Here is a 25896-nt window from a genome sequence, read left to right on the forward strand (position 1 = left end):
TACGCCCCGCCGGCCCCGGGCGGCGAAGCCGCCCGGTGGACCCGGCGACCGGCCTTCCGGCCCGCTCGTACCCGGGCCCGGGGGAGCCCGCGGGGGACCCCGCCGGAGACACCGCGCACCACGGCGGTGCGACGGCCGGCGAGCGCTCCGTCCCCGGCGGTGCGTCGTACAACGACGGCGCGGCGTACGGCGAGGGCTCGGCCCAAGGCGACGGCGCGGCGCACCGCGGTGGCACCGCTGTCCCGGCCGCGGCCGCGCCCCTGCTGCCGCAGCGCGAGTGCGACCGGCTCTCGGAGCGGCTTCAGCACACGGTGACGGGCTTCGTCGACAGCCCCCGGGAAGCCGTCCGCGAGGCCGACGCCCTGTTCGAGGAGGCCGCGGAGAACGTCGCGAAGGCTCTGAGCGAGCAGCGTCGCAAGCTGCGCAGCGCCTGGGAGCACAACGGCGGCAGCGGCAACGGCAAGGGCAAGGACGCTCACCTCGACACCGAGGAACTGCGCACCGCCCTGCGCGACTACCGCGACCTGACGGAGCGTCTGCTCCGCGTCTGAACCACCGCACCACCGCACTGCCGCGACGGGGCACACGACCCCGTGGAGACGTCCGTCGGGGAGAAGGGCCGGTACGGCCCTGCGAGGCCCCGGAAGCCACGGCTTCCGGGGCCCTTTCCTGTGCGCGGGCACCCGGCCCGCCCCCTGATGGCAGAGGGACCGGGAGGGGCCGCCGGTCGCGGCGGAGGTGCGCGCCGGTGGTGCGCGGTGCACCCCGCGGTGGTGCGAAAGAGCGCGTACGATAAGCGTTTTGCTGCTGATTGATGCGTATTGAGGGCATTGCCCCGGTTATCCCGTCCGGGGTGGGGGATCACCAGGAGGTCCACAGCGGGCGGACCACTGCCCCGGTGCGGCCCGGTCCGCCGGCCGCTTCACGGTGAGGCCCCCGGAGACCGGGAGGCACGGGAACCGCCGCGGGTCCGCGGTGCCGGGGCCGCACCGCCCCCGCTCCGGGCCGGGCCCACACTCCGTACCCACACGGGAGATTCACATGGATGCGCACACCCAGCAGTCGCAGCAGCGGGCGGGGCGTCTGCCCCGGCAGACGGGCGGACCGCCGCCGGTGACGCGGATCGGCGTCCTGGCGACGTCCACGATCCCGGTCGGTGCCGGACCGGCCGCTGTGGCGGTCACGCCGGGCGGCAAGGCCTACGTCGTCAACACCGAGTCCGACAGCGTCACCGTGATCGACACGGCCACCGGCACCGTCCTGGGCACCATCGCGCTCCCGGCCGGCAGCGGGCCGACGGCGGCCGCCGTGGCCGGCGGCAAGGTCTATGTGACCAACCTCGGCGCGGATACCGTCTCGGTGATCAGTACGGCCACCGACACGGTCACGGGCACGGTCGCACTCCCGGCGGGCACCGGGCCGATCGGCGTGGCGGTGTCCAACGGCAAGGCGTATGTGAGCAATTTCCTGGCGGGCTCCGTCACGGTCATCGACACCGTGACGGACACGGTGGTGCCCGGCGTCTCGCCCATCCCGGCCGGCGTCCTGCCGTCCGGAGTGGGCTCCTCGAACGGCCTGGTGTTCGTGGCCGACACCGGCTCCCACACCGTGACGGTGATCGACAGCACCACGGACACGACCCAGACCATCGCGCTCCCGGCCGGCTCCGGGCCCTCCTCGGTGGCCGTGTCCGGCGGCTTCGCCCATGTCGTGAACTCCGGCTCCGCCACGGTGTCCGTGATCGACACGGCCACGCTGCTGGTCACGGACACGATCGTGCTCCCGCCCGGGACCGAGCCGGTCGCGGTCGCGGTCGCGGACGACGGCAGGGCCTATGTCACCGACTACGCCGGCGACGTGGCACTGGTGATCGACACCGCCACCCACGCCATCCTCTACACCGTCGCGGCCGGCACCACGCCGTACGGGATCGCGGTGGCCCCGGGCGGCGACATCTACGTGACCAACTACACGGTGGGAGAGGTCACCGTCCTCACCGTGCCCGTGGTCACGGGCGTCGCCCCGACGACGGGGCCCTCCACGGGCGGGACGACGGTCACGATCACCGGCAGCGGTTTCACCGGGGCGACCGACGTCACCATCGCCGGGGTGCCGGCCGCCTCCGTCACCGTGAACAGTGACACCAGCATCACCGCGGTCACCGCGCCCGGCACGGGCAGCGGCCCGGTGATCGTCACCACGGCCGAGGGCACCGGCACCAGCGTCGGCACCTTCACCTACGTGTTCTCCCCCACCTCCACCACGACGACGCTGGAGGTGATCCCGGGCCCGGCGGTCTGCGGCGAGGACGTCACCCTGCGGGCGACGGTGCTCACCGCCAACGGCGACCCGGTGACCACCGGTTCGGTGACCTTCATCCTCAGCGACGGCGGCCCGGTCCGGACGGTGGCCCTGGACGCCTCCGGACAGGCCAGTACGGTCTACTCCGGCCTCGGCGTGGGTGTGCGGCAGGCCGCCGCGTTCTTCGTCCCGGCCGACCCCGGCACCGCCGCGTCGAACTCCCCGCTGACTCCCGTCACCGTCGAACCGGTCACCACGACCACCACGGTCACGGCCGTTCCCGCCGTCACCACCCAGGGGCAGCCCGTCACGCTCACCGCCACCGTCACCCCCTCGTCATCCGGCTCGGAGACGGTCGACGGCACCGTCACCTTCACCGGCCCGGGCGGCTTCAGCCAGACCGTCCCGGTGAACCCCGGCGGGGTGGCGACCGCGACCACCAGCGCCCTGCCCACCGGCACCAACACGGTCACCGCGACCTACAACGGCAACGGCTGCTTCGCCGGTTCCTCCGGCACGGTCACCGTCACCGTCGACCCGCCCGCCACCACCGCCACCCGGCTCGACGCGGAACCGGCCGCCATCCGGATGCGGACCAACGGCACCTTCGTCATCCCGGCCCTGCGGGCCACCCTCACCAACGCGGCCACCGGGGCGCCGCTGCCCGGGCAGACCGTCACCTTCACCGCCAACCCCACCACCGGGCAGGTCACCCTGGGCACGGCCGTGACCAACGCCTCCGGTGTCGCCACCCTCAGCAATGTGACCGTCCAGTCGACCCTGGTCACCACGGAGTCCTACCGGGCCTCCTTCGCCGGGACCGCCGTCTACGGACCGTCCACCGACACGGCGCCGCTGGACTTCCGGCCGCTGCCGCTCCTCCCCTGAGCACCGGAACCGGGGGCCGCGCCGGGTGGGTACCGGCACCCCGGCACGGCCCTCTCCACGCCGCGCCCGCCCCGGGGCGCGGCGTCTCCCGTCCGCGCGGGACGGAGACGCGCGGGAACCCGTCCCTCCGCAGCCACCCTTCCGGCCCGGGCGGCGGGATCCGGCCACCGTCCACCGCCACCCATCCCGGCACGCCCGGAAACACCCGGACAAACCGCCCGGCTCCCCGAGAAGATCGGGGCTAATCTGCGGGCAATGGGCGGCGACGGTCAGGTGGCCGTCGGGTGTCCCGCGTCTTGCACGGCGCGGTGCGAAGGAACACCCAGGGGGCGGACGGAGACGGGGGAGCGGTCGGACGGTGGCGAATCCGGAGAGAAACGGACTGCGGGCGGTCGCGGAACCGGCGGCATCACGGACGGTGCTGGCCGTCGGGGCACTCTGGCTGGTGGTCGCCCTGCTGGCGGCCCGTCAGGCGGCGGCCGTACTGCGACTGCCCCCGCGGCGACGGCTGGCCGATCTGGAGACCTGGATCGGGGAGAACGGCGTCCTGCGGGCCGGGCAGCCGCTGTACGGGGACGGGCCCGGCGCCTTCACCGGTACCCCGTTCGCCGGGCTCGTCCTGAAGCCCTTCACCCGGGCCGCCGAACAGGCGCTCGGGGTCGGCTGGACCTTCGGCACCCTGCTCCTCGTCGTCGCCACCGGCCTGGTGACGGCGCGTCTGCTGCCGGGGCCGCTCTCCCGTCGGGCCGCGCTGTTCGCGGCACCCGTCGCGCTCGTCCTGCTGGTCGTCTCGGTGCCGGTGCGCAACACCTTCACCCTCGGCCAGACCAGCGTCCTCCCCGTCCTGCTGGTGCTCACCGCCTTCCTGCCGCGCCGCTCCGCCCGGGTCTCCGGGGCGCTCATCGGCACCGCGGCCGCGCTCCAGCCCGCCGTACTGCTCTTCGCCGTGCTGCTGTGGGCGGCCGGCCGTCGGCGGGCCGCGGCGACCGCCGCGGGAACCTTCGCCGCCTGCTCGGCGCTGGCCTGGGCCGCGTCACCGGACGACTCCTGGACGTACTGGCTGCGCCACGCGGCGGGCGCGGGCCTCGGCGGGCCCCCCGACAGCGCGGCCAACCAGTCCCTGCACGGGCTGCTGCTCCGGCTCGGCGTGCAGGGCCCGCTGGAGATCGCGCTCTTCCTCGTCCTCGCGGCCGCCGTCGCGGTGGCCGGGCTGCGCCGGGCGGCCCGCTACGCGGCCGACGGCCAGTGGCTGCTCGCCGTGGCGCTGGCCGGCTGCGTCGCGGTGGCCGTCTCGCCCACCGCGTGGCAGCACCAGCAGCTGTGGATCCTGCTCGCCGCCGTCGGGCGGGTCGGGCGGCGCCGGGCCGACCGGCTCGTCTGGCCCGCGGTCGTCGTCCTGGTGATGACCCTGCACCGGGACGCCCTCGTGCCGAAGATCGAGTGGATAGGGCTCATCGGGGAGAACGCCCCGCTGCTGGCGGCGCTGGCCGCCGCCTGCGCGGTGCCGTTCCTGACCCGGGCGGAGCCCGAGTGGCTGCGGCCGCGCCCCGCGCCGCACGCCTCTCCCGCGGCGGCCGGGGCGGGACGGCTGCCGCTGCTGCGGTCCTGGCCGCAGCCGCTGACCCGGCCCAATCTGCTGCTGGAACTGCTGCTCATCCGGGTCGGCTACTGGGCGTACTCCTGGGTCCGCGGCCAGGCGCCGGACGGGCGGTGGCTCGCGGAGCACCACGGGTGGCAGATCCTGGAGATCGAGGCGGCGCTCCGCATCGACGTCGAGCTGTGGTTCAACCTGCTGGTGGCGCGGACCGGCTGGCTGGAGAGCGCCATGAACTTCTCCTACTCGGCCTTCCACTTCCTGGTGCCGCTCTCGCTGCTGGGCTTCATGTACCTGCGCCGCCCCGTGCTCTACCGCTGGGGGCGCACCTCGCTCGCGTTCGCCACCCTGCTGGCGCTGATCGGCTTCTGGATGTACCCGCTGGCGCCGCCGCGGCTGATGCCGGGGCTCGGCTTCGTCGACACGGCCCACGGCCCGCAGGACCTGGACCACCCCGACTTCGGCGCGCTGACGGGGATCTCCAATCAGTACGCGGCCATGCCCTCGCTGCACGTCGGCTGGTCGCTGTGGTGTGCCGTGGTGGTGTGGCGGCTGACGCCCGCGCTGTGGCCGAGGGTGCTGGGCGTGCTCTATCCGGTGCTGACGACGGTGGTGATCGTCGGGACCGCCAACCACTATCTGCTGGACGCGGCGGGCGGCGTCGTGGTGGTGGCGGCAGGCTTCGGGGTGCGGCACCTGCTCATCGGCCGTACGGCGGAGAAGGCCGGCGCGGCCGGGATCCCGGAGCCGCCGGACCCGGCGGGCGGTGCGGGCGGTGCGGACGCCGTGACCGGGAGGGGTGCGGACGGGGAGCGGGCGGCGGCTGAGCGGGGGCCGGGGCGGCCCAGGGCCGGGGCGCGGAGCCGGAACTCGCGGGGACGGCGAGCGGGGAGAGGACCGGAGCGCCCGGGGAGAGCTGAGCGGCGGGAGCCCGGGCCGGAGCGGGGGCCGGTCGCGCGGCGGCCCGGCATCGGCCGCCGCGCGGCGGTGAGGGCCCGCACGGACCGGGCGCGCAGCCGGTCCGTACGGGCCCGGCCCGCGGTCGGGGCGGAGGGGACCGGCCGGACCGCGGGAGCCGTGCGGATCAGCCGGTGACGGTGATCTGCGAGGCCGGGTCGGTCATATCGGTGACGTCATAGGTGGCGTTGAAGACCGAGGTCTCCGCGCTGGTCGGGCAGCCGAAGCCGCCGGTGGCCGACACCGGCACCTGGGCGTCGGTGAAGTCCAGCTGCGACGGTGCGCCGTTGGTCCAGGTACCGCCCACGGGCGCGGCACCGTCGGGGGCGGCGGTCACCGTGCAGGAGGCGAGACCGCTCGTCTTCAGCACGAAGCCGCCCTGGGGGATGGTCAGGGTGGCGCTGCTGGGGTCACCGTGCTGCATCGAGACACCCCAGACGCCGGTGGTGGTGATGGTGACACTCACCCCGGGGAGGCTGGAGCGGCAGGAGCTGTAGGTCGGGGCGTTGATGACGCTCTCGACCGGGCCCTCGGCGTTGGTGTTGCCGGGGGCGTCCGGGACCTGGTTGGCGTCGGAGGTGCCGTCCGCGGCGGGCGCGGAGCTGGAGACGGTGCAGGTGACGGTCACCGCGCCGGCCTTGAAGGTCGCCGATCCGTTGAGAGTGGCGGCGAACTGGTGTCCGGCGGGGGAGACGGTGGTCGGCCCGGCCGCGGTGGAGTCGGCCGGGGCGGCGGTGGCGGAGGCGGCGCCGGTGAGCGCCAGGGCGGCGGCCGTGGCGGCTCCGGTGCCGCAGGCGACGAGGGCGCGCAGGGCTAAGGCTCGCGTCATGGTGGGGGTTCTCCTTGTGAGGGTTGGGGTGTTTCCGGGGTGAGGGGTCGTGCGGGGACGGGCCCGGGAGGGCTCGGCTCCCGGAGCCGGCGGGCGGTTCGGGCCCTTTACCGGCGCCGGGGTGGCGGCCGTTCTCCGGCCGCGTCCCCCTTCGCCTGCCGCGGCACGGGCCGCCAGGCGAAGATCATGGAGCCGCCGACGATGCCCAGCACGGTGCCGATGAAGAAGCCACCGAGGTTGGACATCACCAGTGCGGCGGCGGCGAGCAGGACGGTGACGACGCCCGCGAGGCCGCGGTAGTGGGGGGCGAACCAGGCGCTCAGCCCCATCACGATCATGATGAGGGCGAGCAGGACGGAGGGCAGGCCCGCGATCCCCTGATGCAGCATCATCTCGACGGGGGCGAGCGGGATGAGGCTGATCTCCAGACCGGCGAGGACGGTCAGCAGGCCGCCCCAGAAGGGACGGCTCCGCCGCCACCGCCGCCAGCGGGCCCGTACACCGGGCCGGGTGCCCGGGAGCCGCCGGTCACCTCCGTACCGGCGGCCGCGGGGTGCCGGGGAGGCTGCGGGGCGGGCTGGTTCGGAGGGGCGCGGCCGGGCACGTCAGAAGCACTCCGTCCGGCCCTTGTGGATCTTCATGTGCAGCCCGGCGAGTTTGAAGGTGCCGGCGGTGGTGGCCCATGCGGTCTGGCGCAGATTCGTCATCCGGATGTCGTCGGCCTGCTGCGAGAAGAGGTCCTGCATGCCCTGGGCGCCGTCCGGCCCCTTGTCGAGGGTGGAGGCGTCCCGGCCGATCTCGATGTTGGTGAAGGAGGCGTTGCCCGCGAGCTGGGTGGCGTCCAGCATCAGGTCGGTGGCCTCGACCTTTTTCTTCCCGGTGCCCGCCGAGAGCTTGAGCGAGATGTCGCCGACGACCGGCAGGCTGGTGACGACGGACTGGCAGAGATTGGTCATCTCCGCCTTCCGCAGGCCGGTCACGGCCACGGGCAGCAGTTCGTCCCGGACGTTGGTGTCGAAACTGCCGTACTGGACGAAGCCGTCCCCGGTGAGTTCGTCGGCGGAGACCTTGAACTCCTGGCCGGAGACGGCGAACGAGGCGGCGAGCGCCCCGTTGGCCAGCGCGACGGCGAGCGCCGCGGTGGCCGCGAATCCCGGGACCGCGAGTAACGCGAATCTCCGCAGTCCGACGCGGCCGGTCTCGTATCCGTCCGCGTCGTCCCTGCTCCGAACGTTTTCCATGGTCTGTCCCTCCGTCGGTGGGAACGGGGTCAGCGCCTCGGACCGCGCGTCAGCGGTGCGTGTGGGGGAGGTGGTGCGGCTCTGTGCGCGGTGCGAAGGGGCGCATGGGTGCAGTGTTGAGTGCATGCCAAGTCGTGGGTTACCGAGGGTATGACTCGCCAGTAACCTTGGCAAGACCGCGGCGCAGCCGGATTCCCGGAGCCCGGCCCGGAGGCGTGGAGCGCACCCGTCGCGGCCGGCTGAGGGGCGCGGCTGCGCGCCGCGGGCCGCGAGGGTCGGCCGGCCCGGCGCCCCTGCTCCGGTACCGGCCGCCGGCGAGTGCCGCCCCGGCCCTGGCTCAGGGCCGTTCGAACGCCACCGGGGCCTCGAAGGCCGCCCGGCGGGTGGCGCGGCGCAGGGCCGCCAGGACGGTGGAGCCGAGGGTGAGGGTCAGCACCACGGTCAGCGCGGCCCGGGGAAGGTCCCAGCCGAGGGAGGTCGCCAGGCAGTACGCGGCGAAGCGGACGAGGTTCTCGTGCACCGGGTCGCCCGGGACGAAGGAGATGCCCGTCCCCAGCCCGCCGATGTACGGCCAGCCCTGAAGGTTCATCACCGTGCCGTAGAGGACGGCCGCGGCCCCGCCGTACGCGGCCAGCAGCCACCGCTCCGCCCGGCCGCGCAGTCGTTCCGCCCCCGGCAGCAGCCCGGCGCCCATCGCCACCCAGCCCATCGACAGCATCTGGAACGGCATCCAGGGCCCCACCCCGCCGGTCAGCAGGGCCGAGGCGAACATCGTCACCGCGCCGAGCACGAAGCCGAAGCCCGGGCCGAGCACCCGGCCGCTCAGCACCATCAGGAAGAACATCGGCTCCAGCCCGGCGGTGCCCGCGCCCAGCGGCCGCAGCGCCGCGCCGGCCGCCGCGAGCACACCCAGCATCGCGATGGCCTTGGCGTCCAGCCCGGTGTCGGCGACGGTCGCCACCACGACGGCCACCAGCAGCGGCAGCAGCGCCGCGAACAGCCACGGCGCGTCGCCCGAGTGCGCCAGCCCGGACGCGGAGTCGGCGAGCAGCGGCCAGCCGAAGGCCATCACCCCGATCGCGCTGACGAGCACGAGCGCCGCGACCGAGCGCGGGCCGAGACGTACCGCCCGCACCCGGCCGGCCGCCGGCCGCTCCCGGGCCGCCGGCCGCTCCCGGGCCGGCGGGCGCTCCGGGGTCATCGGGCGTCCTCCGTCCGGGGGTTGTCCGGATCATCCGGGCCGTCCGGGGCGGCCAGGGCGTTCCGCACCTGGGAGACGGTCAGCCAGGGCTGCGGCGCCAGAATCTTGGACACCTGCGGGGAGAAGGCCGGGGAGGCGGTGACGACCTCGGCGGTCGGACCGTCCGCGACCACCTCGCCGTCCGCCAGGATCACCACTCGGTGCGCCAGTTCGGCGACGAGCTCCACGTCATGGGTCGCCAGCAGGACGGCGTGCCCCTCCGCCGTCAGTCCGCGCAGGATCTCCACCAGCCGGGACTTGGCGGCGTAGTCGAGGCCGCGGGTCGGCTCGTCGAGCAGCAGCAGCGGCGGGCGTGCCGTCAGCACGACGGCCAGCGCGAGCGCCAGCCGCTGCCCTTCGGAGAGGTCGCGCGGATGGGTGGTGTCGGAGACGTCCGGCAGCAGGGCGGTGACCAGGGCCCGGCAGCTGCCCGGCTCGGCGTCCGCGTCCCCGTCCGCCGCCGCGCACTCCGCCGCGACGGTGTCGGCGTAGAGAAGGTCCCGCGGCTCCTGCGGTACGAGCCCGACCCGGCGGATCAGGTCGCGCGGGGACGTGCGGTGCGGGACGACGCCGCCGGCGAGGGCCGTGCCGCCCGCCGGGCGGTGCAGCCCGGCGAGGGTGTTGAGCAGGGTCGACTTGCCCGCGCCGTTGCGGCCCATGAGGGCCACCGTCTCCCCGGGCCGCACGGTCAGCCCGATCCGGCGCAGCACCTCGGTGCGGCCGCGCCGCACCGACAGCCGGGACAGCTCGGTGGCGGGGGCGGCCTCCACGGCGGACTCGGCGGCGGCCGGGTGCGGGCGGGAACCGGGTGCGGGGACGGGGTGAGCCCTGCCAGCCGTTCCCGCAGCGGTCCGGCGGTCCGCCGCGCGTCCCGTACCGACAGCGGCAGCGGAGACCAGCCGGCGAGCCGCCCCAGGGCGACGACCGGCGGCGTCACCGGGGACACGGCCATGATCTCCGCCGGACGGCCCGTCACCGGGGCCGCGCCGGGCGCGGGCAGCAGGACGACCTGGTCCGCGTAGTGCACGACCCGCTCCAGCCGGTGCTCGGCCATCAGCACCGTCGTGCCCAGGTCGTGCACCAGCCGCTGGAGGACCGCGAGCACCTCCTCGGCGGCGGCCGGGTCGAGAGCGGAGGTCGGCTCGTCCAGCACGAGCACCCGCGGATGCGGGGTCAGGACGGACCCGATCGCGACCCGCTGCTGCTGGCCGCCGGACAGGGTGGCGATGGGACGGTCGCGGAGCGCGGCGAGGCCGAGCAGGTCGAGGGTCTCCTCGACGCGGCGGCGCATCACGGCCGGGGCCAGGCCCAGGGACTCCATGCCGTACGCCAGTTCGTCCTCGACGGTGTCGGTGACGAAGTGGGCGAGCGGGTCCTGGCCGACGGTGCCGACGACATCCGCCAGCTCGCGCGGCCTGTGGGTGCGGGTGTCGCGGCCCGCGACCGTGACCCGGCCGCGCAGGGTGCCGCCGGTGAAGTGCGGGACGAGACCGCTGACCGTGCCCAGCAGTGTCGACTTGCCGACACCGGAGGGGCCGACGAGAAGGCACAACTCGCCCTCGGGGACCGTCAGATCCACATCGGTGAGCGCCGGTCCGGCGGCGGCTGCGCCTTCGTAGCGGACCGACACGTCGTCGAACCGGATCACGGTGTCTCCTCCGGTGGGACGGTGGACGCGGTGCGGCGGCGCTCCGCGCGGTGCGGCGGGCTCGTCCGGTCCGGGCGGACCGGGGCGGCGGAAGGCCCGGGGGACCCGCCGCCGGCTTCACCGCCGCCCCCGGAGCGCCACCCGGAGCCCTGCGGGGTGGACGAGGCCGACGGAGCGCCCGGCGCGCAAGGGCCCGGGGCGGCACCGGGAGTCCCGTCCGGGGTGCCGGAATCCGGCGGCGCGGCTCCGTCCGCCGGGCCGTGCTCCGGGCCGGTCCGGCCCGGGCGGAGGCGCCAGGCGGCGACGGCCCCGTCCGGAACGGCGTCCGGGTCCGGGGCCCCGGGCCCGCGGGCCCGCTCGGACCGCTCGCCCGCCTCCGCGCCCCCCGACGCGGAGACGGCACCGAACGGCCCGGATTCGCCCGGCCCGCCGCGGTGGGTCCGGGACGCGGGCGCCGGGGCGGCCACGGCCGGGAGCAGCCCGAGCAGGACACCGGCCGCGGGCCACAGGGGGAGGGCCGGTGCCGTCAGCGGGACGACCGACGGGTGCAGGTCCGCCCGGCCGGCGGAGGCGGACCAGATCATCACCGCGGCCACCGCCGCCCCGGACCCGGCGACCAGCCAGGAGCGCGGGCCCCAGCGGTCCGGCCGGTAGCGGCTGCGCACCGAGCGGCGGCCGCCCAGCCACAGCCCGGCCAGCGCGGCGGACAGCCCCAGCAGCAGGACGGGCAGGCCGAACCCCGCGCCCTCCGCGGCCAGCAGACCGTAGGTGCCGGCGCAGACGCCGAGAAGTCCGCCGAGGGTCAGCACCGTCGTGGTGTGCCGTACGGCGGCCGGGACGCGGGCGGTGCGGCCGTAGCCGCGCGCGTCCATCGCGGCCGCCAGTGCGACGGACCGCTCCAGCGCTCCCTCCAGCACCGGCAGCGCGATCTGGAGGATCGCCCCGACGCCCCGGTCGGCGCGCCCGCGCAGCCTGCGTGCGGCGCGCAGCCGCACCACGTCGGCGACCAGGTTGGGGGCGAAGGTCATGGCGACGACGACGGCGACGCCCGCCTCGTACAGCGCGCCCGGCAGCGACTTCAGCAGCCGCGCCGGGTTCGCCAGCGCGTTCGCCGCGCCGACGCAGGCCAGGAGCACGGCCAGCTTGAGGCCGTCGTAGAAGGCGAAGGCGAGCCCCTCGGCGGTGACCCGGCCGCCGATCCGCACCCCGCGCGCCCACTCCGGCAGCGGCACCTCGGGCAGGGTGAAGAGCACCTGGCTGCCGGGGATCGGCGAGCCGAGGAAGACCGAGAAGACCAGCCGGATGGCGATCACCACCAGGCCGAGCTTGAGGAACGCGCTGTAGCTGCGCGCCCAGGGGGCGTCGGTGCGCCGCGCGGCGACGACGTAGCCGGCGACGGTGGCGAGCAGGGCCAGCAGCAGCGGATTGGTGGTCCGGGACGCGGCGGTGGCCAGACCCAGGGCCCACAGCCACCAGGCCCCGGCGTGCAGGGCGTTGCCGCGCGAGGCCTCGGGCGCACGGGACGCGAGACGCCCGCGGAGCCGCGCCACCGCGGACGGACCCGCGCCCGTCTCCTCCGCGCCCGGCCGCCGGACCGCGCCGTTCGTGCCCCGCTCCGGCCGCCGGGACCGGGGTACGGCGGCCGTCGCGGGCGCGGGGAGCGGCACCGCGGCCCGCCGCGGGCCGGGCGCTGTCGAGAGGGCCGGGACGGGGCGTCCCGGGGGCGCCGGTGCTCATCCGCGGCGTCGGCGGGCCTGCCAGGCGGCGCCCGCGGCGAGGACGGCGACTGCGGCGGCACCCGCGTAGAGACCGGTCGACGAGCCGCCGCCGTCCCCGCCGGCCGGCTCACCGGCACGGTCGTCACCGGAGCGGCCGTCATCCGAGCCGTCGGAACCGCTTCCGCCGGACGGGTCCGCGCCGCCGTCCGCGGCACCCGCGTCCCCGGACACCTGTTCGCCGCAGCCGCGCTCCGGGTAGCCCGCGATCGCGCACAGCAGCGCGGAGGTGTTGTAGCGGAGCGGCTTCGCGACGGCGGCCAGGGCCTCACCGCTGGTCGCGTCCTCCGGCACGGACGCGCACTCCGTGCGAGGTTCCGGGGGCCGTTCGCCGTCCGGCGCGTCCTCGGCGGTACCGAAGTCCAGCAGGAGCGCGACCCGCTTGCGGCCGTCCTCGGCGGGGATGCCCGCGCAGATCTCGTCGAAGCCGGCGGTGCCGCGCGGTTTCGCGGCGTCCTGGGTGTTGACGCTCACCGAGAAGCGGAAGCCCTCGACATCGCCGTCGGCGGGCCTGGCCGTCGCCGGCCCCTCGGTGGCGTAGCTCCAACTGCCGCCGTCCCGCTGCCAGAAGGACCAGTAGCGGTACCCCTCGGCCTGTGCCGGCCCCGCGCCGAGCGCGGTGACGGCGGCCACGAGCAGCAGCACGGCCGGCCCGCGCACCCCGGGGCGCGCGGCCGGACGCCGGCGGGCGCCGGCCCGGGGACGGCCGCCGCCGCGCGGCGCCGTGCCGTGCCGGCCGCCGCCCCGCCGCGTGCCACCCGGGCCGCCACCGTGCGGCTGCTCCGCTCGGTCCGTCTCCGCGCCGAGCGGCCGCGTCCGGCGCGGCCGGGTGCCGTACCGGTCCGTGCCGTCCGGCGCCCGGAGCCCGGTGGTCCGCCGTGGCCGCCCGCTCACGACCGCTTCCTCCGGCCGGCGGTGAGCATCAGGACGGCGCCGGCGACGAGGCCCGCGAGCACGCCCGCGCCCAGGATCCACCAGAGGAGGGAGACGTCGCCGGACCCGGACTTCTCGCCCTCCTCGCCGGCGTCCGCGCCGGCCGCCGGCACCGACTCCGGCTCCGGCCCGGTGGCGTTGAGCTCCTTCACCAGGTCCGTGCCGCCGAAGGAGCGCGGGTCGCCGCCCGCGGCGTGCGCGGCGAGGACCAGGGTGCCCAGACCGGCCGGGTTGTCCGCGGCCCACTCGGCGGAGTTCTTCTCCAGCCAGGCCAGCGGCGCCTCGGCAGCCTCCGGCCGGCCGGCCGCCGCCAGGGCGATCACGGCCTCGGCGGTGTTGGAGTGGTCCGGCACCGGCTCGTCGGCACCGGGCGCGAGCGAGGTGAGGTGCCCGTCCTTCTCCAGCAGCCCGGTGAGGTACGCGGCGGCGCCGGACGCGGCCTCCTCCGGCGTGCGGCCGGCGTCCGCGCCGGAGCCGCACTCCAGCGGCTCGGGCGCGCCGCCGCCCTCGCCGCCGTCCCCGGCGGCCGGGCTGACGGCCAGGCCCTCGCCGTGGCCGGCGAGGACACCGGCCACCGTGGCGTCGGCGTTGGCCAGGAGGCGGCCCTTCTTGTCGGGCTGGAAGGCGTAGGCGCCGCGGTCACCGGCGTCGGCGTCGCAGCCGAGCTGCAGCTCCGCGAGCGCGTCGTACGGGGACTTGCCGCCCGCCCGGGTGGCTCCCGGCTTCTCGCCCGCCGCGGCCAGCGCGCCGACGACCACCGAGGTGGAGTTGGTGTCGCTGGGGGTTCCCGGGAGGTAGCCCCAGCCGCCGTCCTCGTTCTGCACGGACTTCAGCCAGCCGACGGCCTTGCGGACCTCGCCGGTGTGCCCGCCGAGGGCCGCCAGCGCCTGGACGGCGACGGCGGTGGCGTTGCTGTCCACCGGCGTCTTGGCGTCGCACTCGGCGCCGGCGTCCGCGCGGTAGGCGGCGAACGCGCCGGAGGCGCACTGCTGCCCGGTGAGCCAGTCCACGGCTTGGGCGGCCGGGGTGACGCCCGCGGTGTCCTGGGCGAGCAGGGCTATGGACTGCCGCCACACCCCGTCGTAGGACGGGTCCTTGGTGCCGTGCAGCCCGGACGGCGGCTTCGGGGCGGGGGAGGAGGACGGCGCGGCGGTGTCGGCCGAGGCGGCGGGTGCGGCGAGCGCACCCAGCACGGCGGACGCGGCCAGGGCCGCGGCGGTGCGGCGTACGTTCATGGTTTCGGTGCCTTCCGTTGGCGGTTCTCGTGGCGGGGGGCAGCCGGGCACGGCCGACCCCGGCCGCGCGGACCGCACGCGGAGGGCACACCGGGCTCGTCTTCCGTAGACCTCGACGGTGCCGTCCGCGGCCGGGCGCCGCGGAGGGCGCCGCACCGGCGGACGGGAGCCTGTTCGCGCCCGGACAGGTGCTCCGGCTCGTACGGCCGCGCGGGGCGCGGGGTGTACTCACGGTTGCGGGTCAGCGCCGGATTCGCACCGGTCTTCCCCTGTCAGGGCACGGATGAAGTTGTCGGAAGACACCCTAACCGGCCGGTAGAAGATCATCGAACGGGTGTCCGGCCCAGCCCGCCGGCCGCCTCCCGGCACGCCTCTCGGCCCGTCTCCCGGTCCGCGTCGCGGCGTGCGTCCCGGCGGGCCGCGGCGGGCCCGTCCGCAGGGGCGCGGAGCGCTCCGGAAGGGAGTGCCGGACGGGGGGAAGCGGCTGTCCGGGGCGGGCGCCACCCCGGGCGCATGACCGGTTTGACCCAGGTCAGAGGCCGTGTGGAGGGCCGAGAGGAGGCCGTTCGGCGGCATTCGAACTGCCGTAACTTACTCGTGCGTTCCGCACATCAGGGTCGTGACAGCTGTGACTGTTCCGCCGGCGCCCGCCGGTGACAAGCTCGAATCACACCGAGAGGCCCGCACCACCGGACGGGACGAAGGAGCGTCATGGACCTGGGGTACGCCGTGTACTGCGACGCGGACCGCACGTTCTACGACGCCCCGCACCGGCTCTCCGCCGGCACCGAGGACACCCCCGGAGCGCCCGGCGCCCTCTACGAGCACGCCCGCCGCGAGGCTCCCGAGGGATGGCAGCGGCACAGCAACGGCGACTGGCTCGCCTTCCGCCCGCTCGACACCTCGCTGCCCGCCCAGGGCTGGAAGATCCACGTCTCGGCCACGCTCGACAACGCCGAGAAGATCCTCACCCAGGTCTGGGACTACTGCGTGCCGCGGTCGGTGGCCTTCAAGTTCATCCCGGGCCGGCACCTCCTCCGCACCCGCAACGCCAAGTACGCGGACCGGGGCGGCAGCGGCAAGTTCATCACCGTCTACCCGGAGAACGACGAGCAGTTCGGGACCATCGCCCGCGAGCTCGGCGAACTCCTCGACGGAGAGCCCGGCCCGTACATCCTCAGCGATCTGCGCTGGGGCGCCGGCCCGGTCCACGTGCGCTACGGCAGCTTCACCGAACGGCACTGCTACGACGAGCAGGGCGTCCTGCGCCCCGCCGTGGAGAACGCCGAGGGGAAGCTCGTACCCGACCGCCGGGACCCGGCCTTCCACATACCCGGCTGGGTGGAGCCCCCGGCCTGCCTCACCCCGCACATCGAGGCCCGCACGGCCACCCGCACCACCGGCATCCCGTACCGCATCGAGAAGGCCCTGCACTTCTCCAACGGCGGCGGTGTCTACGCCGGGACGGACACCCGCACCGGCGAGAAGGTCGTCCTCAAGGAGGCCCGGCCCCACGCGGGTCTCGCGGCCGACGGAGCCGACGCCGTGAGCAGGCTGGAGCGCGAACGCGCCGCCCTCGAACGCCTGTCGGGGCTGCCGTACACCCCGGAGGTGCGCGACTCCTTCGTCCTCGGCGACCACCACTTCATGGTGATGGAGTTCCTGGAGGGCAAGCCGCTCAACACCTTCTTCGCCCGCCGGCACCCGCTCATCGAGGCCGACCCCTCACCGGAGGCGCTCGCCGGATACACGGACTGGGCGATACGGATGCACGGCATGGTGACCGAGGCCGTGGAGGCGGTCCACGCCCGCGGCGTCGTCTTCAACGACCTGCATCTGTTCAACATCATGGTCTCCGAGGACGAATCCTCCGTCGCCCTCCTCGACTTCGAGGCCGCCGCGCACATCGACGAGGGCCGCCGCCAGGTGGTCGCCAATCCGGGCTTCGTCGCCCCGGCCGGGCACCGCGGCTTCGACGTCGACCGCTATGCGCTCGCCTGTCTGCGCATCGCCCTCTTCCTCCCGCTCACGAGCCTCTTCGCCATCGACCGCGGCAAGGCCGCGCATCTCGCGGAGATCGCCGCCCGGGAGTTCCCGGTGGCCCGCGACTTCCTCGACGAGGCGGTCGCCGAGATCCTCCGCGACCCAGCCGCCGAACCGCCGGCGGCCGGAGCGGACGAAGCGGCCGGCAGCGCCCCGGCCACCCGGGCCCCGTATCTGCCCGTCGATCCCGCGGACTGGCCGCACAGCCGGGACTCCATGGTCCGCGCCATCCTCGCCTCGGCCACCCCGGACCGCCACGACCGCTACTTCCCGGGCGACATCGCCCAGTTCCGGGCGGGCGGCGGCCTCTGCTACGGCTACGGCGCGGCCGGCGTCCTGCACGCCCTCGCCGAGACCGGCGGCGGACGGCATCCGGAGGCGGAGGAGTGGCTGCTGCGCCGCTCCGAACGCCCCGCCCCCGGCACCCCCCTCGGCTTCTACGACGGACTCGCCGGCATCGCCTGGACCCTGGACCGCCTCGGCCACCGGGAACGCGCCCTGGAACTGGCCGGGCTCACCCTCGCCGAGGACTGGTCCGGCATGGCGCCCGACCTGCACAGCGGACTCGCCGGCATCGCCCTCGCCCTGGACTCCCTGGGCGCGAGCACGGGCGAGATCGCCCTGGAGGACGCGGCCGCGCGCTGCACCCGGATCGTCGCGGACCGGTTCGCCCGCTCCGACGGCACCGAGGGCGGCACCGGCGGCGGCACCGGACGGACCGGTGGCGGAGTGCCGCGCGCCGGGCTCCTCCACGGCGCCGCCGGCCAGGCCCTGCTCTTCCTCCGCCGGTACGAGCGCACCTGGGACCCCGCGCTGCTGGACCTCGCGGCCGAGGCCCTGCGCCGCGACCTCGCCCGCTGCGTCAAGGGTCCCGACGGCGCGCTCCAGGTCGACGAGGGCAAGCGCACCATGCCCTACCTGGGCGCCGGCAGCGTCGGCATCGGCATGGTTCTCGACGACTACCTGGCCCACCGTCACGACGAGGACTTCGACCGGGCGCGCCGCGACATCGTGCGGGCCGCCCAGGGCAAGTTCTACGCCCAGCCCGGGCTGTTCCGGGGCGCGGCCGGCATGGTCCTGCACCTGGCCCGCACCACCACCGGCGGCCCGGGCACGGACGAGACCGCCCTGCGCCGCCAGATCACCGCCCTCACCTGGGGCGCCGTCCCGTTCCGCGGGGAACTCGCCTTCCCCGGGGAGCAGATGATGCGCCTCTCCATGGACCTCAGCACAGGCACCGCCGGGTGCCTGCTCGCCCTGGGCAGCGCGCTGCACGGCTCTCCCGTGCACCTGCCCTTCCTCCCGCCGCCCGCCGGGCGGCCCCACGAGCCGGTCTCCGCCGGAGGCCGTACCCAAAAAAATCCCGTCCCCACGGACATCAAGGAAAGGACAGTGTCATGACCCTTCTCGACCTGCAGACCATGGAGACCCCCGCCGAGGAGATCACCGGCGAGCTGGCGACGGGCGGCGGCTCCCGCGCCTCCCTGCTGCTCTGCGGCGACAGCTCCCTGAGCGTCACCACCTGCAACTGATCTGAGCCGCTAGTCGGCAGGTCAGCTCAGCGCGGTCCCGGGCGGCGGCATTCCGCCCGGGGCCGCACGCTCACCGTACGCGCCGCCTTCGTCCGCGCGTCACCGGAGGAGGGGAGACACCGCAGCCCATGGCCACCGAGCCGGCCGGCACCGGCCCCTCCGCCGAAGCCCGGGACGCCGGGGACCGCTCCCCCGGCGCACGGGCCGTCACCCCGGGCGGGGAAGCCCGCCGTGCGGAAGACCGCGGCGCGCAACCACGCGGCGCGGAAGCCCGCGAGAGGGCCCGCACCGGGAAGGCCCGCAACGGCAAGACCCGCAACGGCAGGGCCCGGACCGCCGGCGCCCGCCGCCACGACGAGGCCCGCACCCCTCCGGCCGCCACCGGCGCCTCTCCCGCGGACCCGGCCCCCGGCGCCCGCCGGCTGCTGGTCGGCGCCGCGCGCCGCAGCACCGGCCGGGCCGTCCTGATCCTCCTCGCCACCACGGCCTCCGCCGCCGCGACCATCGCGCTGCCCGCCGTGCTCGGCCACACCCTCGACCTGCTGCTCGCCAGGCGGGACGGAGCCCGGCCGTGGGTGGCGCTCTGCGGCGTGCTGCTCGCGGCCGAGGTCCTGCTCGACGCGCTCACCGCCCACGCCACCGGCGTCACCAACGCCCGCTCCACGGCCTGGCTGCGCAACCGCGGCACCGCCCACCTCCTCTCCGTCGGCCCGCGCCGCGCCGCCCGCTTCACCCCGGGCGACGTCGTGACCCGGCTGACCGGCAACGCGGCCGAGGCGGGCACCGTCCCCGCCACCGCGGCCGCCTCCGCCGCCTCGCTCCTCACACCGGTCGGCGGCATCGTCGCCCTCGTCCTCGTCGACGTCTGGACCGCCGCGGTGTTCCTCGCCGGGGTGCCCGTCCTCCTGCTGCTCCTGCGGGTCTTCGTCCGCAGCTCCTCCGACAGCGTGACGCGCTACCAGCGCATCCAGGGAGACATCGCCGCCCGGCTGATGGAGGCACTCGGCGGCGCGCGAACCGTCGCGGCCGCCGGTACGGCGCGCCGTGAGCGGGACCGGGTGCTCGCGCCCCTCCCCGAACTCGACGCCCAGGGGCGCCGGATGTGGCAGGTCTACGGCCGCGCCGTCACCCAGGGCGGCATCCTGGTGCCGCTGCTGACCACCGCCGTCCTGGCCGTTGGCGGAGTGCGGCTGGCAGCCGGGCAGCTCAGCATCGGGGAACTCCTGGCCGCCTCCCGCTACGCGGGACTCGCCGCCGGGATCGGCGCCGTCGTCGGCCAGCTCAGCGCCCTGGTGCGCGGCCGGGCCGCCGCCCGCCGCACCGCCGAACTGCTGTCCGCGCCGCGCGTGCGCCACGGCACCCGCCGTCTGCCGTCCGGCGGGCCCGGCCGGCTCGAACTGCGCGGCGTCACCGTCGTCCGGGGCGGCGCCCGGGTGCTGGACGGCGTCGACCTCACCGTCCCCGGCGGCGTCACGGCCGCCGTCGTCGGGCGCTCCGGCGCCGGCAAGTCGGTCCTGGCCGCCGTGGCCGGCCGGCTGGAGGATCCGGACGGCGGCACCGTCCTGCTGGACGGCGTGCCGCTGCCCGAACTCGACCGGACGGAGCTGCGCCGCGAGGTCGGCTACGCCTTCGAACGCCCGGCGCTGTTCGGCGGCACCGTGGGCGGGGCCATCGCCTTCGGCGCCGGCGAGCCCCCGGAGGAGACCGTACGGTCCGCCGCCCGCACCGCGCGCGCGGACTCCTTCATCCGCCTGCTGCCCGCCGGCTACGCCACCCGGCTCGCCGACGCGCCGCTCTCCGGCGGCGAACTCCAACGCCTCGGACTGGCACGGGCGTTCGCCCACGCCGGCCGGCTGCTGGTGCTGGACGACGCCACCTCCAGCCTGGACAGCGTCACCGAGCTGGAGGTGGGCCGCGCCCTGACCCGGGACGTACGGGCCGGCACCCGCCTGCTCATCGCCCACCGGGTCTCCTCGGCGGCCCGCGCCGACCTGGTGGTCTGGCTGGAGAACGGCCGCGTCCGCGCCGTGGGGCCGCACGAGGTCCTGTGGGAACGCCCCGCGTACCGCGCGGTCTTCGCCGGCACCGGCACGGACGCCGACGCCGACGCCGAAGCGCTCGAGCCGCCCGGCCCGGCGGTCAGCGGTGCCCCGGGCCCCGGCCCCGGTGACCGGGGCCGGACGGGGGGCGCCCCGTGACCCGGCCCGGACGCACGGAGGACACCACGCCGGAGCGGCGCCCCGCATCCGCACCCGGGCCCGGGGCGGCCGCACGGCGCGAGAACCCTGGAGCACGGTGGGAGGACCCCGCCGCGGGGCGGGGCACCGCGACGGGACGCGACCGTGCCGGACCGGACCCGGCGGCACCGGACCGGCCGGGACCGGACCGGACCGGAGGGAACCGGCCCGGAGAGGACCCGGCACCGCGGCCCCGCTCCGGGGAGGACCGGGCCGGGCGGGGGGCGCTGCGGCGGATCCTGCCGCAGGCGCGCCGGTTCCTCGGGGCGCGGCTCCGCGTCCTCGCCGCGCTCGGCGGCTGGTCGCTGCTGGAGTCGGCGCACACCTTCCTCGGCGGCTACAGCGTGGCGCAGGCCCTCGACCGCGGCTTCCTCGCCGGGGACACCCGCACCGGACTCCTCTGGCTGGCCGTGGCCGCCACGGCCGTCGTCGTCGGAGGCTTCGCCAACCAGGGCGTGTTCCGCGGGCTGGCCGGCCTCGTCGAACCCCTGCGCGACGGGCTGCTGCGCCGGGTGGTGTCGGCCTCCCTGCGCGAGGCGGTCGCCGATCCGGCGCGGGCCGACAGCGCCGTCGTCTCCCGGATCACCCACCAGACGGAGACCGCCCGGGACAGTTTCGCGGGACTGGTGCTGGTGGCCCGCTCCTTCCTGTTCACCGCCGCCGGCGCCCTGCTCGGACTGGCCTCCCTCGCCCCCCAGCTGCTGCTCGTCGTCGGGCCGCCGCTGCTGCTGGGCCTGGCCCTGTTCCTCTCCACGCTGATCCCGATGGCCGCCCGGCAGCGCGACTACCTCCGCGCGGACGAGGCGCTCGCCGAGGAGTACGGGGCCGTCGCCGGGGGTGTCCGGGACATCGTGGCCTGCGGTGCCGAGGACCGTACGGCGGCACGGGCCGCGCGGCTCGCCGATGCCGAGGTGGGCGCCGCGCGGTCGCTCGCCCGGTGGGCCGCCGCGCGCACCCTGTCGCTCGGGGTGGCCGGGCAACTGCCCGTCCTGCTGCTGGTCTTCGCGACACCCTGGCTGCTGGACCGGGGAGTCACGGCCGGTGAACTGCTGGGCGCGCTGACCTACTTGACGCAGTCGCTGCTGCCCGCGCTGCACACCCTGATGACGGCGCTGGGCGCCGCGGGCACCCGGCTGCTGGTGATCCTGGACCGGCTCACCGGCGGCCACGACGGACCGCCGGGAGCGGAGACGCCGGGCCCGGGGGCGCCCGGCTCCGTCAAGGGCGGCGCCGCGGTGCCGCATCCGCACGCGTCCTCCTCGGCGGCGCCCCCCGCGCCGGGCGGACGACCGGACGTGGTCCTGAACGCCGTCCCGGACGCGGTCCCGGACGGCGGGCCGGAGCCGGGCGCGCCGGCCGTCGAACTCCGTTCGGTCACCTTCGCCTACGGCGCCGGGGCGCACCCCGTGCTGCGCGATCTGGACCTCACCGTCGGGGCGGGGGAGTGCCTGGCGGTGGTCGGGCCGAGCGGCATCGGCAAGTCCACCCTGACCGGCCTGGTCGCCGGGCTGCTGACCCCCGGCCGGGGGGAGGTCCGGGTGCTCGGCCGACCCGCCCGCTCGTGGCCGGCCGGGGAACCCGCGCGGCTGCGGGTCCTCATCCCCCAGCAGGCGTACGTCTTCACCGGCACCCTGCGGGAGAACCTGCTCTACCTCTGCCCGGACGGCGCCCCGCCGGAGGCGGTGACCGCGTCGGCGGAGGCGGTGGGCCTGACCGGGCTGGCGGACCGGCTCGGCGGTCTCGACGCCGTCGTCGACCCCGCCGTGCTGTCGCAGGGGGAGCGGCAGTTGATCGCCCTGGCCCGGGCGCATCTGTCCCCCGCCCCGGTGGTGCTGCTGGACGAGGCGACCTGTCATCTGGACCCGGTGGCCGAGGAGCGGGCCGAGCGCGCGTTCGCGGAGCGGCCGGGCACGGTCATCACGGTCGCGCACCGGATCAGCTCGGCCCGCCGGGCCGACCGGGTGCTGGTGATGGACGGGGTGCACGCGGTCTGCGGCAGTCACGACGAACTACTGGACCGCTCCGGCCTCTACCGCGATCTCGTGGGCCACTGGCAGACCGTGCGCGTCTGACGGTGCGCCCGGGGGACCCGGATAGCCCGCCGCCCGCCGACCCGGCCCCGTCGAGGCCGGGGCCGGGTCGGCGGCGGCCGGGGCAGGACTCAGACCCAGCCGGCGCTCTGCGATATACGAACGGCGTCGATGCGGTTTCTCGCACCGGTCTTGCGGATCACCGAGGCCATGTAGTTGCGCACGGTCCCGTTGCACAGATGCAGGCTCTTGGCGATCTCGGCGATCGGCGCGCCCTCGGCGGCCAGGGAGAGCACGCTCAGCTCGCGTGCCGTCAGCGGCATCTCGGCCGCCTGCATGAAGCCGAAAGCGAGCGATTCGTCCACGAATCGCTCGCCCTTGGACACCTTGCGGATGGCGTCCAGTAATCGCTGCGGGGTCGCGTTCTTGCTGACGTACCCCAGGGCGCTGGCGTCGAAGGCGCGGCGGAGCGCGCCCGGCCGTCCCGCGGTCACCAGGGCGAGCAGCGCGCTGCGGCGCCCGGACCGGAGCCCCTGGGCCTCCCGGCCCTCCGGTTCGGCGGCTTCCAGGACCGCGGAGAGCGACTCCGAGGCCGGGTTGTCGGCGTCGACCACGCAGACGTCCGGACGGGTGGCTTGCGCCCGCGCCGGGAACTTGTCCCAGGTCGCCGCCGTCACTTCCAAATCGTGCTCCCTCCCCAGCAGTGCGGCCAGCGCCGACCGCAGAAGCCCGATGTCGTGCACCAGAAGTACCCGGATCACTTGCCCGTCCCCTCCAGACTCGTGTGCACCGGTGGTCTCCCATGTGTCCGTCGGAACATCTGAACAGTTCAGTCGTCCAAGAGCGCGTTCCCACAACGCAGGCGAGGGAACGGCCGACACGGGACTTGGCATACGGACTTGCCCTACGTCCCGTGCTGTAGTCGGTTCAGCGGGCGTGTTCCGGAGCTTTTCCGGGGTTTCGCGCACCCCCCGCGTGCGCCGCCTCCGCGCCCCCCTGGCGCGCCTCTTCCGCGCTTCCCGGTGTCCCCGCCCTCCGCGGTGCTGTGAGGTCGATGAGCCGGCAGGCGGTCTCGATGTCGGTGCGCACCCTCTCCGTGGAGGAACGGCCCGCCAGCCAGGCCACGAGCGTCGCGTGCCAGGTGTGCTCGATGACGCGGACCGCCGAGAGCAGTTCGGGGCCCGGGGCGCCGGTCCGCCCCATGGCGTCCAGGATGATCGTGGTGGTCAGCCGGGACACGGCGGCCACCTCCTCGCTCACCGACCGGTCGGCGAAGGTCAGCGCCCGCACCATCGCGTCCGCCAGCAGCGGCTCGCGCCGCATCGCGCGGAAGGCGCGCAGCACCGTTTCGGCCACCCGGGCCGAGGGCGCCTCCGCGGTCACGGGTCTTCTCGCCGGTGTCTCGTACAGCCGCTGCAACTGGTCCCGCAGCGTGGCGACCAGCAGATGGATCTTGGACGGGAAGTAGCGGTAGAGGGTGCCGAGGGCGACCCCGGAGCTCTCCGCCACCTCGCGCATCTGCACGGCGTCGAAGCCGCCCCGGCTCGCGAGTTCGGCACTCGCACGCAGGATCGATCGACGACGGGCTTCCTGACGCTCCGTCAGACGCGATGGGGAGAGCTGTGACGCTGATTCCGTGGTCATATGTCCCGATCCGTGGCATCTCCGGTGTGCGCCGCCATCCGCAGGGGCACCTCACCGTGCCCGAGTGCTCACGGCGGGCGCAAGCTCAGGGCATGGCTCCGGAGGTGCGGAAAGGCCCGGCGGCGCGCCGACCGTGGTGCGAATCACCCGGCCCGGACCGGCGGTAAGGGCTACCTGCCGGTAGATTCGAAGCTCCTCCCACGGCGGACGACCACGGCGGGCGACCACGCGGACGGCCGGGCGGACAGCCGGGCGGGGTGACGGACGGGCGGCCGGGCGGCCGGCCAAGCTGAAACTTGTTCTAGATTGGCGCGAGCCGCTACGCTCCGGCAGAACTGAAGTGAGAAGGGGCCCGAAGAGTGACCGCTGAGGCCGCACCGGCAGCCGCATCGAGCCCCTCCGCCGGAACCCCCGGCCCCCTCGCGTCCGACGGCGGACGCCCACTGCGCATCGCCCTTCTCACCTACAAGGGCAACCCGTTCTGCGGCGGCCAGGGCGTCTACGTCCGGCACCTCTCCCGCGAACTTGCCGCGCTCGGCCACTCCGTCGAGGTCATCGGCTCCCAGCCCTACCCGGTCCTCGACGAGACCCCCGGCCCCGGCAAAGTGAGCCTCACGGAACTGCCCAGCCTCGACCTCTACCGGCAGCCCGACCCGTTCCGCACCCCGAAGCCCGGCGAGTACCGCGACTGGATAGACGCCCTGGAAGTGGCCACCATGTGGACCGGCGGCTTCCCCGAACCGCTCACCTTCAGCCTCCGTGCCCGCCGCCATCTCGCCGCCCGCCGGGGCGCGTTCGACGTCATCCACGACAACCAGACCCTCGGCTACGGCCTGCTCGGCGGCCCCGCCCGGCTCGGCGCCCCGCTCGTCACCACCGTCCACCACCCCATCACCGTGGACCGGCGGCTCGACCTCGACGCCGCCACCGGACCCCGGCGCCGCGCCTCCGTCCGCCGCTGGTACGGCTTCACCCGCATGCAGAAGCGCGTCGCCCGCCGGCTGCCGTCCGTGCTGACCGTCTCCGGCACCTCCCGCGACGAGATCGTGGAACACCTCGGCGTGCCCGGGGACCGCATCCACGTCGTCCACATCGGCGCCGACACCGAACTGTTCTCCCCGGACCCCTCCGTCCCCGAGATCCCCGGCCGGATCGTCACCACCTCCAGCGCCGACGTCCCCCTCAAGGGCCTGGTCCACCTCGTCGAGGCGCTCGCCAAGCTCCGCACCGAGCACCCCGGCGCCCACCTGGTCGTCGTCGGCAAGCGCGCCGAGGACGGGCCCGTCGCCGCCGCCATCGAACGCTACGGCCTCGCCGACGCCGTCGAGTTCGTCAAGGGCATCAGCGACACCGAACTGGCCGACCTCGTGCGCGGCGCCCAGATCGCCTGCGTGCCCTCCCTCTACGAGGGCTTCTCCCTGCCCGCCGCCGAGGCCATGGCCACCGGCACCCCGCTGGTCGCCACCACCGGCGGGGCCATCCCCGAGGTCGCTGGCGAGGACGGCGAGACCTGCCTGGCCGTACCGCCGGGCGACGCCGGAGCCCTCGCCGCAGCGCTCGGCCGGCTGCTCGACCCCCACGACGGCCCCGCGCTGCGCCGCCGCCTCGGCCACGCCGGCCGGGAACGCGTACTCTCCCGCTTCACCTGGGCCCGCGCCGCCCGCGGCACCGTCGAGCACTACCGGCGGGCCGTGGAGCGGCAGGGCGCCCTCCGTCCGGAGCCGCCGCCCCCACCGCCCTCCACCGGCCGTCCGCGCGGCTGACCGGAC

The 25896-nt window shown here is 75.8% G+C and carries 16 protein-coding genes, 2 pseudogenes and 1 riboswitch; of the genes and pseudogenes, 8 read left to right on the forward strand and 10 right to left on the reverse strand.

The features are described 5' to 3' along the window. The first annotated feature begins 35 nt into the window (after positions 1-35). The 3 genes from E4N63_RS23555 (at position 36) to E4N63_RS23565 (ending at position 5878) form a co-directional block, all read left to right on the forward strand. A complete protein-coding gene (locus E4N63_RS23555) occupies positions 36-551 on the forward strand; it encodes a hypothetical protein (RefSeq protein WP_230241636.1) in 516 nt (171 codons plus the stop codon). Positions 552-1041: 490 nt separating this feature from the next. Continuing rightward, positions 1042-3189 carry an Ig-like domain repeat protein gene (locus tag E4N63_RS23560; protein WP_230241637.1) on the forward strand — a complete coding sequence of 716 codons (2148 nt, stop codon included), beginning with the start codon at positions 1042-1044 and terminating at the stop codon, positions 3187-3189. 358 nt (positions 3190-3547) lie between these two features. After that, a complete protein-coding gene (locus E4N63_RS23565) occupies positions 3548-5878 on the forward strand; it encodes a phosphatase PAP2 family protein (protein WP_374112823.1) in 2331 nt (776 codons plus the stop codon). On the opposite strand, the gene E4N63_RS23570 is transcribed toward E4N63_RS23565, so the two are convergent. From E4N63_RS23570 to E4N63_RS23605, 8 genes and pseudogenes are all read right to left on the reverse strand, one after another. After that, a complete protein-coding gene (locus E4N63_RS23570) occupies positions 5868-6569 on the reverse strand; it encodes a hypothetical protein (protein ID WP_230241638.1) in 702 nt (233 codons plus the stop codon). The genes E4N63_RS23565 and E4N63_RS23570 overlap by 11 nt on opposite strands. 107 nt (positions 6570-6676) lie before the next feature. Then, positions 6677-7018 carry a DUF6114 domain-containing protein gene (locus E4N63_RS23575; protein WP_308188786.1) on the reverse strand — a complete coding sequence of 114 codons (342 nt, stop codon included), beginning with the start codon at positions 7016-7018 and terminating at the stop codon, positions 6677-6679. A gap of 156 nt (positions 7019-7174) precedes the next feature. After that, complete coding sequence (locus tag E4N63_RS23580) at positions 7175-7810, reverse strand: DUF6230 family protein (RefSeq protein ID WP_125625343.1); 636 nt, start codon at positions 7808-7810, stop codon at positions 7175-7177. Positions 7811-8147: 337 nt separating this feature from the next. Beyond that, positions 8148-9011 (reverse strand): ECF transporter S component, encoded by an 864-nt coding sequence (locus E4N63_RS23585; protein ID WP_230241639.1) that lies wholly within the window; start codon positions 9009-9011, stop codon positions 8148-8150. After that, a pseudogene (locus tag E4N63_RS23590) lies at positions 9008-10698 on the reverse strand (ABC transporter ATP-binding protein). Before E4N63_RS23590 ends, E4N63_RS23585 begins: the two are co-directional and overlap by 4 nt. Positions 10699-11135: 437 nt before the next feature. Next, positions 11136-12248: pseudogene (locus tag E4N63_RS23595) on the reverse strand (energy-coupling factor transporter transmembrane protein EcfT); the annotation flags it as partial. Positions 12249-12431: 183 nt separating this feature from the next. Beyond that, a complete protein-coding gene (locus E4N63_RS23600; RefSeq protein WP_308188736.1) occupies positions 12432-13118 on the reverse strand; it encodes an SCO2322 family protein in 687 nt (228 codons plus the stop codon). A gap of 245 nt (positions 13119-13363) precedes the next feature. After that, complete coding sequence (locus tag E4N63_RS23605) at positions 13364-14641, reverse strand: prenyltransferase/squalene oxidase repeat-containing protein (RefSeq protein ID WP_230241640.1); 1278 nt, start codon at positions 14639-14641, stop codon at positions 13364-13366. A gap of 165 nt (positions 14642-14806) precedes the next feature. Continuing rightward, positions 14807-14968: riboswitch (cobalamin riboswitch) on the reverse strand. Between the two features lie 384 nt (positions 14969-15352). Here E4N63_RS23605 and lanKC point away from each other — a divergent pair. The 4 genes from lanKC (at position 15353) to E4N63_RS23625 (ending at position 22525) form a co-directional block, all read left to right on the forward strand. Continuing rightward, positions 15353-18085, forward strand: coding sequence for a class III lanthionine synthetase LanKC (lanKC, locus tag E4N63_RS23610; RefSeq protein ID WP_230241641.1), 2733 nt, complete (start codon positions 15353-15355; stop codon positions 18083-18085). Next, a complete protein-coding gene (locus E4N63_RS23615; protein WP_019706186.1) occupies positions 18082-18216 on the forward strand; it encodes a SapB/AmfS family lanthipeptide in 135 nt (44 codons plus the stop codon). The genes lanKC and E4N63_RS23615 overlap by 4 nt, the downstream gene beginning before the upstream one ends. 128 nt (positions 18217-18344) lie before the next feature. Next, positions 18345-20414, forward strand: coding sequence for an ABC transporter ATP-binding protein (locus E4N63_RS23620; protein WP_230241642.1), 2070 nt, complete (start codon positions 18345-18347; stop codon positions 20412-20414). Positions 20415-20689: 275 nt separating this feature from the next. Continuing rightward, positions 20690-22525 carry an ABC transporter ATP-binding protein gene (locus E4N63_RS23625; RefSeq protein ID WP_125625348.1) on the forward strand — a complete coding sequence of 612 codons (1836 nt, stop codon included), beginning with the start codon at positions 20690-20692 and terminating at the stop codon, positions 22523-22525. 89 nt (positions 22526-22614) lie between these two features. On the opposite strand, the gene E4N63_RS23630 is transcribed toward E4N63_RS23625, so the two are convergent. Then, on the reverse strand, positions 22615-23244 hold the full coding sequence (locus tag E4N63_RS23630) for a response regulator transcription factor (protein WP_228429768.1): 630 nt from the start codon (positions 23242-23244) through the stop codon (positions 22615-22617). A 166-nt stretch (positions 23245-23410) separates the two neighbouring features. Beyond that, positions 23411-24127: a TetR family transcriptional regulator gene (locus E4N63_RS23635; RefSeq protein ID WP_228429767.1), complete on the reverse strand. Its 717-nt coding sequence runs from the start codon at positions 24125-24127 to the stop codon at positions 23411-23413. A 359-nt stretch (positions 24128-24486) separates the two neighbouring features. Here E4N63_RS23635 and E4N63_RS23640 point away from each other — a divergent pair, with 359 nt between their 5' ends. Further along, positions 24487-25890: a glycosyltransferase family 4 protein gene (locus E4N63_RS23640; RefSeq protein ID WP_230241643.1), complete on the forward strand. Its 1404-nt coding sequence runs from the start codon at positions 24487-24489 to the stop codon at positions 25888-25890. Positions 25891-25896 lie beyond the last annotated feature (6 nt).

This window comes from Streptomyces sp. MNU89 (assembly GCF_020982505.1).
Classification (GTDB): domain Bacteria; phylum Actinomycetota; class Actinomycetes; order Streptomycetales; family Streptomycetaceae; genus Streptomyces; species Streptomyces xinghaiensis.

Coding starts and splice junctions, on each gene's coding strand:
- E4N63_RS23560 (WP_230241637.1), top strand. CDS start 1,042: ATGGATGCGCACACCCAGCAGTCGCAGCAGCGGGCGGGGCGTCTGCCC.
- E4N63_RS23570 (WP_230241638.1), bottom strand. CDS start 6,569: ATGACGCGAGCCTTAGCCCTGCGCGCCCTCGTCGCCTGCGGCACCGGA.
- E4N63_RS23580 (WP_125625343.1), bottom strand. CDS start 7,810: ATGGAAAACGTTCGGAGCAGGGACGACGCGGACGGATACGAGACCGGC.
- E4N63_RS23585 (WP_230241639.1), bottom strand. CDS start 9,011: ATGACCCCGGAGCGCCCGCCGGCCCGGGAGCGGCCGGCGGCCCGGGAG.
- E4N63_RS23605 (WP_230241640.1), bottom strand. CDS start 14,641: ATGAACGTACGCCGCACCGCCGCGGCCCTGGCCGCGTCCGCCGTGCTG.
- lanKC (WP_230241641.1), top strand. CDS start 15,353: ATGGACCTGGGGTACGCCGTGTACTGCGACGCGGACCGCACGTTCTAC.
- E4N63_RS23615 (WP_019706186.1), top strand. CDS start 18,082: ATGACCCTTCTCGACCTGCAGACCATGGAGACCCCCGCCGAGGAGATC.
- E4N63_RS23620 (WP_230241642.1), top strand. CDS start 18,345: ATGGCCACCGAGCCGGCCGGCACCGGCCCCTCCGCCGAAGCCCGGGAC.
- E4N63_RS23635 (WP_228429767.1), bottom strand. CDS start 24,127: ATGACCACGGAATCAGCGTCACAGCTCTCCCCATCGCGTCTGACGGAG.